Genomic DNA, 7089 nt, shown 5'->3' on the forward strand with positions numbered 1-7089 from the left:
TCAACCCTTCTGATTTTGATTGAGGGAGATCAGAGAATTACTTGAATAAATGGCCAGAGCTATCCAAATGAAACCGAAAGAGATCAAGTGAGTTCGAGTAAAGGGTTCTTGATAGAGAAACACCGCTAAAATTAATTGAATTGTTGGTTCGATATATTGCAGAAATCCCAAGGTTGAGAGGTTTATTCGTTTCACAGCTAGGTTAAACCAGAGTAAAGGTAAAGGAGCCACTAACCCACAACTAAATAATAGGAAGGTCAGGGGTAAACTGAGTCCAAAGTTACCCGAGCCGGTTTTTGCCCAATGCATGACTAGAGCGAGAGCAATGGGAGCTATCAGTAGGCTTTCAACAGCTAATCCAGGTATGGGTTGGATAGTAGAAAGTTTACGGATGAGACCGTATAATCCGAAGCAGAGGGCTAGGCCAATGGCAATCCATGGGATTTGGCCTTGTTCCCAAATCAGATATCCCACACCTATCATCACCAGGATAACGGCAATCCATTGGCCAATATTAAGCTTCTCTCGCAAAAATACAAAGCCAAGGAAAATACTAAATAAAGGATTAATGAAATAGCCTAAACTCGCTTCTAAAACGCGATCGCTATTGACCCCATAGATATAAATGCCCCCATTGAGGGAGTTTAAAGCTGCTGTACTCAGTAGAATAGCCAATGTTTTCGGCGATCGCCACAACCGCTTCACCTCAATGAGTTGCCGCTGCATGGCTGACACTACCAACAGCAGCAGAGAAGACCAAATCATCCGATGACAGATAATTTCCATCTCTGGCAGCGCATCAAAGAGCTTCCAATATAGGGGAAGAATCCCCCAAGTGCCATAGGCCAAAACAGCATAGAGAATGCCGATATTCAAGTTGATTAAGACCCTTTGCATTTAGGTTTCAGTCAACACCTCTTCAAAATCAAAATCAGGAGCTGCTAACACATACACTAATGTGGGTAAATTCGCCGTTTTATCATGCAACGTTTCATAATATTGGGTGTATTGGTGGGCTGGAATTAAATCCGGTTTAGCCAGTCCCAAGAAAATTAAATCGGCATTTTGGGAACTTTCGTGCAGAATATCTTCAAATAACCGTCCTTGGGAAACAATCACTTCGGCGATCGCCCCCAAACGCAATTGACCGATAAATTGTTCCAAATTCAACCGTGCTGATTCCGCCGCCGCTTCATCGGTAACGATAATTTTGACAAAAATTTGTGCCTGATGCCAATCGATATCAGTACGCAGCAGATAAGCCAATAACAGCATTAACCCCCCATTGGCTTGCATTCCCCGCCACCAAATATCAATCCTGCGGTGTTTCCCAAACCCTCGTTCTGGGTTTTCCCGAAACACCAGGATACTGCGTTTGGCTTGGTGTAATTGGGTAATCATCTCACAATATTGATCTCGTCGTTGAGGCGATTCACTATCCCCCAACAACACCGTATTGGGAACCAAAGGCCCTAACCCATAGCTTTCCACCAAGCGTACCGCTCCTTCAAAAGGATCGGGGGCTGTAATCACCCGTACCAACGCTTGCACGCCTCGTTTTTCCACATATTCGCGGATCATTATTTGCAATTCTGCCTGCTGAGATAGATCCCGCGAACCTTCCGGAAGCACGCTAGAAATGGTAATTAATCCTCGGTTATGGGTGAGAGCATCAGCAATCTCAATCAGAGGCCAGCGCTTGCGGGGAATACCCGATAACACCAATAAATGGGGCCGCCAATTTTTGGGGTCTTCAGCATGATCGAGTTGGAGCAGTCCCTCCCGGAGAATCGCCATCCAAATCCCTCGCCGAGTATCTCCCCAAGTAGCTTCGAGTTCCTGTCGTTGCAACCAGATGAAAATCGCCAGAACGATAATGGCGGCAACCACAGTAGCCATGGCATCAATTAAGAACATGACCGCTAAACAGCCGATCGCCCCTAAAATGGATAGATACCAGGGAACTTTAAAGGCAGGGCGATAGGAGGGACTTTGTAAAAAGCCTTCTATACCTGCGGCAACATTAAGAACCATGTAAGTGGTAAGGAAAAACATGGTCAGAATGGGAGCAATCAGATCGAGTTCTCCCAAAGAGACCAAGGCAACTGCCACACCTAACGTAACAATTGTACCGATACGCGGTTCATCCTCTCGACCGCTCCCACTTGCCAAAAAACTCAACCAGTCCGGAAGGACTCCATCCCTGGCTAAGGCTTGTAATACCCTAGGGGCCCCTAAAATACTTCCCAAGGCACTTGATAGGGTGGCTCCCCAAACCCCTAATAAGATCGCCGGCCCCCACCAGGACATCTGTTGCATAATCAGAGGATTGGCAATCAAACTGCTTGCGTCCGATCGCATGGCCAGAATTACCGGCAAAATCATATAGATGACATATCCCGTGCCTACCGCTGCTAGAGTGCCATCAGGGATCGAGCGTATTGGATTTTTCAAGTCTCCTGACATGCTCACCCCAGACATGATTCCAGTAACTGCAGGAAAGAAGACGGCAAATTCTTCCCAAAAGGATGTGCTATTGTCTGGGGGCGATCCCACCCATCCCATAGGAGTAACATCAGGAAGAGCTGAACCCCAGACAAAAGAAGTGAGTGATAATAGGATTGCTCCCATAATAAAATACTGGGCTTTAATGGCAACGCTAGCGGAGGTGAGGGCGACAATTCCTACCAGAATTGTCGTGATAATACCCACATAGAGCTGATTAAGAGCGGGAAAGGTTGCGGCGACACTTTCAGCAAAACCGATGGTATAGAGGGCGATGGAAAGGCTTTGAGCAAAATATAAGGGAATACCCACAGCTCCTCCAGTTTCAATGCCCAAGGAGCGACTAATCATATAGTATGCGCCGCCTGTGCGGACAACGCGATCGGTGGCAATGGCAGAGATCGAGAGGGCTGTGAGGAAGGTAATGGCAGTAGACAGGGTAACGATCGCCAATGTGGGAATCAGCCCCACACTACCCACTACCCGTCCAAACCGCAAGTACATGATCACCCCTAGAATGGTCAAGATCGAAGGGGTATAGACTCCACCAAAGGTTCCTAAGCCCGTTTTTACTGGCTCGTCTGATGCAGATATTTGCGATACTTCAGCACTTGAGCTGTTTTTTTTCATAAAGGGAATAAGGAATAGGGAATAGGAAATAGGGAACAACCAATCTCTGCGTCTCCCCATCCTCCTATCTTACCGATCTCCGCGTCCCTGCCATTAATTCGTCGATTCCAAAATCCGGTCTTGGGGGAGGAAGGAGCGATCGCGAGAAATGGCTGCTACAGGTTCAGTGAGGGTAAACTCACCGCTATCAATCCAGTTTTTTAGGGCGATCGCCACTTGGCGCGATCGGTAGAGGCTGGCTAAGGGAGCCGTACGCACGGGGGTTCCTTCGATGGTAATTTTACCACTTTTGAGTTGGGCATAACTAACCAAGCCAAACGTGGGGCGGTTGCGTCGGGGAATGGAAAAATCGACAATGGGAGCCACCAGATCTTTATCTTGCACAGCACAGCATTGTACGACTTCTTCATTCAGAACGGGTAGGGGAACGCCTACCCCTAACATTAAGGAAGGGCCATAGTTTTTAAAGTAACAGCCTCTCACCCATTCTCGGCTCATTTGTTTCGCATCTCCAACGAGGGCAAGGGTGGCAGCCGGGCCGATGGGGGTACGATTAGGAAGACGCTTTTGTAGGGGAAAGTGTTGGGTTCCCTCCCAGGTAATATAACCGATCGCCCCGCCGATAAAAATCCGTGTGCCAATGCCAATCCAGCTTAAGTCAGGGTCATTGAACAGGGGAGAAAGGGCCCCAGCATTGGCGTATACCGCGTTACCGAGGCGGGGCAGCAGGGGCCCTAGGTAGGTGTAGAGGGGGCGATCGCCGCCATTGACTCCAACAATAAAGTTCTGGTATAAATTGCGGGGATTATAGAGATAAAACTGGTTGATACTCTCTTTACTAATATTGGTCTCAAAAGATTCTCTGGGGTAGCAATCTGTACCTTGACCCAGGGCCCGTAGAGGCAAGGATTTCCCTGCAATCAAGTCTTCAATTGCCTGACCTCCCCCCCGATCTTTGAGGATTTCGCCTTCTCTTGTTTCTGCGATCTGCGTGGCCCCTAAATACAGATCTACAGCCCCAAACCCTGAGTAGGCAGGGACTCCATCAATCCAGCATTGACGGATTTTGATCGGTGGATCGGTTTGCCCGAGGTTAAGCATTGCTCCGGAAGATTCCATGGGTTCAAAGGTTCCGGTGACGATCGCATCGACTTGTTTGGCGACTTCAGAAACCGTGCTTTCAGCAACTCTAGCTTTCAGTTCTTCTACGGTAACCACCACGGCTTCTTGGCGGCGAATTTTATGATTGATTTCAGCAACGGTACGCATGGGTTAAGAGATATCTAGAGTAACGATCGAGGGTGGATACTGGGTAGATAGGGGAGGTGCAGGAACCATTTCCCCTCGAAAATCGAGCAGTTGTACTAGAATCAGATAGGCGATCGCCAAAAGTAAGGAAATGGCTCCGGTCAAAATAGCCACAAATTTAGAGCGGTTCATGGTGAGAGAGTAAGGTTTATAGGGTTGAGGTGGGTTTCTGCTGGATGGACAGGGAAGTCCAAGTCTAGGAAACCCAAGAATTATAGCGCTTTGCGTTGGCAATGGGTAATGGGGATGGGGCGATCGCTATTTTAAGGCTGCTGCTCTCTCCAATTACCAAGGCGTAACAATCATGGTAAACGCAGCCCAATAATAAGGATGGGAAAAAGCTCAGTACAGGACAAAAGGCTTGAAAAGAAGAGATTGAACACAAGGGAAAGTCCTTACCAGCCCGAGTCCTCTTTTCTCATTTGAGAAAGGGTGAGTCTCAACAACTGCAAGAGGTCTATCGGGTTTGGGGAATGAGAGTTTCGGCCGATGATGAGATTTGAACTCACTCCTTAGTCGATGGCTAACGCTATTTGAATGGCTAGAAGCTTTGCCAAATCTGCCTTGTAGAACCTTGAAAGGAAAATAGGTAGAAAATAGGTAGATGTCTGACACACACTTTAAGCAGGCATGGTCTCTGGTGAATGAGTATTTCCACTCTCACCAGATTGACCCATCCAAGTACGTTGACCATGAACTGGTGAGGATTTACCTTAAGGCTTGCCAGAAAAGTACTCCCAAGGGAGTGTCCATTAGCAAGCAAGGGAATCGACTGTATCTTCGGTTCAAGACGGCGACTAAGACGGCAACGGCTGACAACTCCTGTAACGAGGACTTCACCCGTGATGGTTGCATCAATGCTCTGGCGAAAGCTTTAGCAGTCTTTGACAAACTCAAGGGGACTGATAAAGAATCTGAATTCTGGTCATGGTATGAGACACAAATCAAGGGCAATACTTCCCTTGAGAATGACATCATCACCATTGGGGATGCCATTGAGGTTGTTAAAAAACAGTTCTTCAAAGACTACGACAAAGTGGGTAGGGATAGGTCAGACTCAAGTTTAGACACCAACTCTAAAGCTTCTTATCAAGAAGCTTATGGAGTGTTTCACTCTAAGCTTAATCCTGAACTGAAACTTACAGCAGATAACCTCATCTCTGAAGTTGAAAGGATTTGGGGACACCTTGGACAATCATCAGGCTTTAGATCTGCAAAATCAGCAGTTTGTAAACTCTTGAGAATTTACCGTCTATCTCCTGAAGTTGACAAATTCAACGCTTATTTTGGGAGAGTCCAGATAAAGAAGAGGCGAGAAAGGCAAACTGTCAGCATTGAAACTTTCCTCGACTTTAGAGCTAGAGTTCTCGGTCTTGATGGGTATGAGCTAACTACAGCTCAACAGAATAATCTTGAATCTCGGAAATCCTGGTTCAAGGCGATTTGCATCAACATGATATATGGATTCAGATGTTCTGAATTCAAAGCCATTGCCAACTTGGATAAACCTTACAAGTGTTCTGACGGTGAAATCATACCGGCTATCCATGACCCATCAAACAAGGATTTTGTGATAGTCTTAAAACCTTTTTTCTGGGTTGTGGATGATGCAGGAAATAAACACAAAATCACCATTAAAATGGGTGGGGGTTTTGTTAGACCAATGATTCATCCTAATTACCCAAGACTGATAAAAGAACTAGGAATTAATAACCCTGACATTTCATTACCTGTAGTAACCCCTAAATCAACATCTAAAAAATTGACCATTAAAGGGTGCTATCAACGTGGGATGAGACGTTCTTTGACTGAATACATTGACCAAGTGGGAGAAGGATTCACCCAGACTCATGCATTACGCCATCTAGCTAATTACCATGGCAAGCTGGCAGGACTGACTCGCGACCAACGGTCAATGAGTTTAAGACATTCTCAGTCATCTAATGATAGTTACGATGAGCATTTAACACCTAAGGCTCAACTTAATCTATTAACTGCTGATGTCTCCCAATCCAGTGAAATCCAACAGCTCAAAGAAAAGCTTGCCCAAAGAGATGAGACCATTAAATCTCTTGAGGAAACCATCCTCTTCCTGAAGAAGGAGAACGCCAGACTCAATGAACTCCTTGGTGGCAATGACGACCTTCCCAGAATTGGGAACTAGAATAGAATCGAGAAATCGAATCCACCTCAAAGACCCCATTTAGGGGTCTTTTTTTATTTCCAAACATTTAACTCTCTTTTAATTTGAAATATTTTTCGGCTCATAATAACATCTAGTTTAGTCCTTGGCATTATTTTCTGATTTAGGCATTTCGGAACTATTTTGATTTTAGTTATTTTTGTTTCTAGGTGCTTCAGGATAATCCTAATCCTAGCACTTTTCTCTTCAATAGGTAAATTAGATTTATGGACGTAAGTCAAGTCCCTAAATAAATCTTCTTTCCCATAAAATTTAATCTGATTTTCATAATCTAATATATTCATTGCTTCTTTTCCCGGTTAAGTTTTCTCTTGGTCTCCAGTAAAATAGTGGCGAAATTTTGATCCTACAGTTTAGGGGTCTTTTCTGATGTCTCTCTTCTACCGTCTACCTCCTACTTATTCCTAAGATTACGACGTAAATTTACGTCGTAATTCCACGAT

At 45.5% G+C, this 7089-nt stretch carries 5 protein-coding genes; 1 reads left to right on the top strand and 4 read right to left on the bottom strand.

Translation table 11 applies throughout. The annotated features are described in order from the left end of the window. The 4 genes from rarD to AC3A14_RS15025 form a co-directional block, all read right to left on the bottom strand. On the bottom strand, nucleotides 1–897 hold the full coding sequence (gene rarD, locus AC3A14_RS15010; protein WP_318731717.1) for an EamA family transporter RarD: 897 nt from the start codon (nucleotides 895–897) through the stop codon (nucleotides 1–3). Continuing rightward, complete coding sequence (locus AC3A14_RS15015; protein ID WP_318699325.1) at nucleotides 898–3135, bottom strand: APC family permease; 2238 nt, start codon at nucleotides 3133–3135, stop codon at nucleotides 898–900. A 93-nt stretch (nucleotides 3136–3228) separates the two neighbouring features. Then, nucleotides 3229–4404, bottom strand: a complete 1176-nt coding sequence (locus AC3A14_RS15020) for a homocysteine biosynthesis protein (RefSeq protein WP_318731718.1) — start codon at nucleotides 4402–4404, stop codon at nucleotides 3229–3231. Between the two features lie 3 nt (nucleotides 4405–4407). Continuing rightward, nucleotides 4408–4575, bottom strand: a complete 168-nt coding sequence (locus tag AC3A14_RS15025; protein ID WP_318731719.1) for a hypothetical protein — start codon at nucleotides 4573–4575, stop codon at nucleotides 4408–4410. 472 nt (nucleotides 4576–5047) lie between these two features. Between AC3A14_RS15025 and AC3A14_RS15030 the strand changes: the two genes are divergently transcribed. Beyond that, entirely contained in the window at nucleotides 5048–6607 is a 1560-nt protein-coding gene (locus tag AC3A14_RS15030; protein ID WP_318731720.1) for a hypothetical protein, read from the top strand. Nucleotides 6608–7089 lie beyond the last annotated feature (482 nt).

The sequence above is a fragment of the Roseofilum sp. genome, assembly GCF_982964205.1.